Annotated in this window: 3 protein-coding genes; all 3 read right to left on the bottom strand. The window is 72.1% G+C overall.

Annotated features, from left to right (window positions below; all coding sequences use genetic code 11):
- Positions 1-84 precede the first annotated feature (84 nt).
- A complete protein-coding gene (locus KDH83_RS30255) occupies positions 85-1029 on the bottom strand; it encodes a tripartite tricarboxylate transporter substrate-binding protein (protein ID WP_212322634.1) in 945 nt (314 codons plus the stop codon).
- An 82-nt stretch (positions 1030-1111) separates the two neighbouring features.
- Entirely contained in the window at positions 1112-1996 is an 885-nt protein-coding gene (locus KDH83_RS30250; RefSeq protein WP_212322631.1) for an SMP-30/gluconolactonase/LRE family protein, read from the bottom strand.
- A 29-nt stretch (positions 1997-2025) separates the two neighbouring features.
- On the bottom strand, positions 2026-2618 hold a 593-nt coding region (locus KDH83_RS30245; RefSeq protein ID WP_212322629.1), incomplete at its 5' end, for an RraA family protein.

The raw sequence follows: 2618 nt of genomic DNA, 5'->3' as shown, positions 1-2618 counted from the left end.
GTTCATAGCGTTCGGCCAGCGCGACGCGCAGGCCCGGTGGCAGCGGGCCGATCATCAGCAGGCGGCGTCGTTCCGTCACGGTGGTCATTCCGTGCGGATGCCGGCCTGGCGGATCATGGGCACCCAGCGGTCCAGATCGGCGTTGAGCTTGGCCTGGAAATCCGCCGCGCCCAGCGGGCCGGAGAGGCCCGCGTCGGCCAGCTTGCGCGCCAGCTCGGGCTTGGCGATCACCTTGGCGAAAGCCTGTTCCAGCCGCTGGCGCGTGGCCAGCGGCGTGGCGGCCGGCGCCAGCGCGCCGTACCAGTTGCTCATCTGTAGCGCCGGCAGGCCGGCCTCCTGCGCGCTGGGCACGTCGGGCAGATAGGGCGAGCGCTGGGTGTCGTAGATGACGATGGCCTTGACGCGTCCGTCCTTCACATAGGGTTGCAGCACCGGCACGTCGGCATTGACCATGTCCACCCGCCCGGCGATCAGGTCGATCAGCGCGGGCGCCGCGCCGCGATAGGGCACGTGGGTGGCCTTGGCGCCGGCGGCGATGTTGAACAGCTCGCCGCCGATGTGCATGGTCGAGCCCACGCCGCTTGAGCCATAGCTGAGCGGCGCGCCCGACTTGGCCAGCTTCACCAGCTCGGCGGGCGTGGACACGCCCAGCGAGTTGCGCACCACCAGCAGGCTCTGGACCTGGCCGAACAGGTACAGCGGCGTCAGGTCCTTGCGCGGGTCGTAGGGCAGGTGGGGCGTGGTGCCGGCGGACATGACGTAGCCCAGCGTCGCCACCAGCAGCGTCTGGCCGTCGGGCGCCGCCTTGGCGACCGCGTTGGCGCCGATGGTGCCGCCGGCGCCGCCCCGGTTTTCCACCACCACGGTCGCGCCCAGCTCGGCCGACAGGTCCGGCGCCACCAGCCGCGCCACCTGGTCGACCGGGCCGCCCGGCGCGAAGGGCACGACCAGCTTGACCACGCCCTCGGCGCGCGCCGGGCCGGCCATCAACAAGGCGGCGCAGAGCGCCGCGGCGAATACTCTCTGCATGTCTGTCTCCTCCTGTGCCGCTGGCGCGGCGACGATGGGGCGCGCGGTGGCCGCGTCTGGTCCCCGGTGTGCGATGGGCTGCTCAGCCCCGGTAGCGCGGTTCCGGCAGGCCTTTCACGCCCACGTCGAGCGCGAACAGGCCGCCGGCCAGCGGTTCCAGCGCCAGTTTTTCCGGCGTCAGCCGCTGCGAATGGCTGGTGATGTACAGCGTGTCCAGGCCCGCGCCGCCGAAGGCGGGGCAGGTCGGGTTGGTGACCGGCAGCTGGATCACGCGGTCCACGCGGCCGTCCGGCGCCAGGCGCACCAGCTGGCCGGTGGCGACCATGCAGTTCCATACATAGCCGTCGGCGTCCACCGTGGCGCCGTCGGGACGGCCGAGCTGGTGGGTCCAGTCCTTGAAGACGCGCCGGTTCGAGATCGCGCCGTCGTCCAGGTCGTAGTCGAAGACCCAGATCACCTGGTTGTGCGTGTCCGCGAAATACATGCTTCGGTCGTCCGGACTCCAGGACAGCGCGTTGGGCAGCACGAAGCCGTCGAGCATGGCGTGGCAGCGATGGTCCGGATCGAAGCGGTACAGCGTGCCGGCGGGCTCGCGCTTCTGGTCGAGCATGCTGCCGACCCAGAAACGGCCGCGGCGATCGCACTTGCCGTCGTTCAGGCGGTGGCCGGGCTTGTCGCTTTCGGGGTCGACGACGGCTTGCGGCGGCAGGTCGCTGGCGGGGTCGTAGAAGTACAGGCCGTGGTTGGTGGCCAGCACGAAGCCGCCGGCCTCGCGCAGCGCGATGGAGCCGACCAGCAGCGTCTCGGGCAGGCGCTGCGCGGTGTGGCGGCCGGTGGCGGGATCATGGGATTGCAGCGCGGGGCGGCGCACGTCGACCCACCACAGGCGCTGGCTGCGGTCGCACCACAGGGGCACTTCGCCGAGGATGTCGGCGCTCTGGACTACGCATTGGATGTCGGGGTTCATGGCTGACGGGAACGGGTTGGAAATCGGGGCTACTTGTAGCGGGTGGCGGCCAGCGTGGCCAGGTCGACGCCGCGCGCGATGTCGGCCTTCTGGCGCGCATCGCCAGCGTGCACGCGCTCGGCGGCTTCCAGCACGGCCAGCGCGTGGGCATGGGGCACGAAGACCACGCCGGCGTCGTCGGCCACGACCAGGTCGCCGGCCTGCACCGGCATCCGCGCGATATGGACCGTGCCGTTGATCTCGGCCGTGCGCAGCCGCCACTTGCCGGTGATGGGCGTGGGGCCGCGCGACCAGATCGGGAAGCCCAGTGCGCGCGAAGCGTCGGGGTCGCGGTGGCCGCCGTCGACGATGGCGCCGGCGCAGCCGCTGCGGCTGGCGACGGCGGCGGACTGGCCGCCCAGGTTCGACACGCCGGGCAACCCTTCGATGACCACCACGTCGCCCGGCTCGGCCAGGTTGTAGGCTTCGTGCTCGCCCATCATGCCCTTGTCGCTGGCGGCGGCCGCGGCGACGCTGTCGGCGCGCGGCACGTTGCGCACCGTGACGGCCTGGCCGACCAGGCGCCGGCCGGGCAGCGTGGGCGCCAGCTCCGACGCCGGCACCGCGCCTTGCAGCCCGAGCT

This window comes from Achromobacter sp. Marseille-Q0513 (assembly GCF_018195695.1).
Lineage (GTDB): Bacteria > Pseudomonadota > Gammaproteobacteria > Burkholderiales > Burkholderiaceae_B > Achromobacter.
Note: the sequence above shows the minus strand (reverse complement) of the source record. Positions and strands in the feature narration are given on the sequence as shown.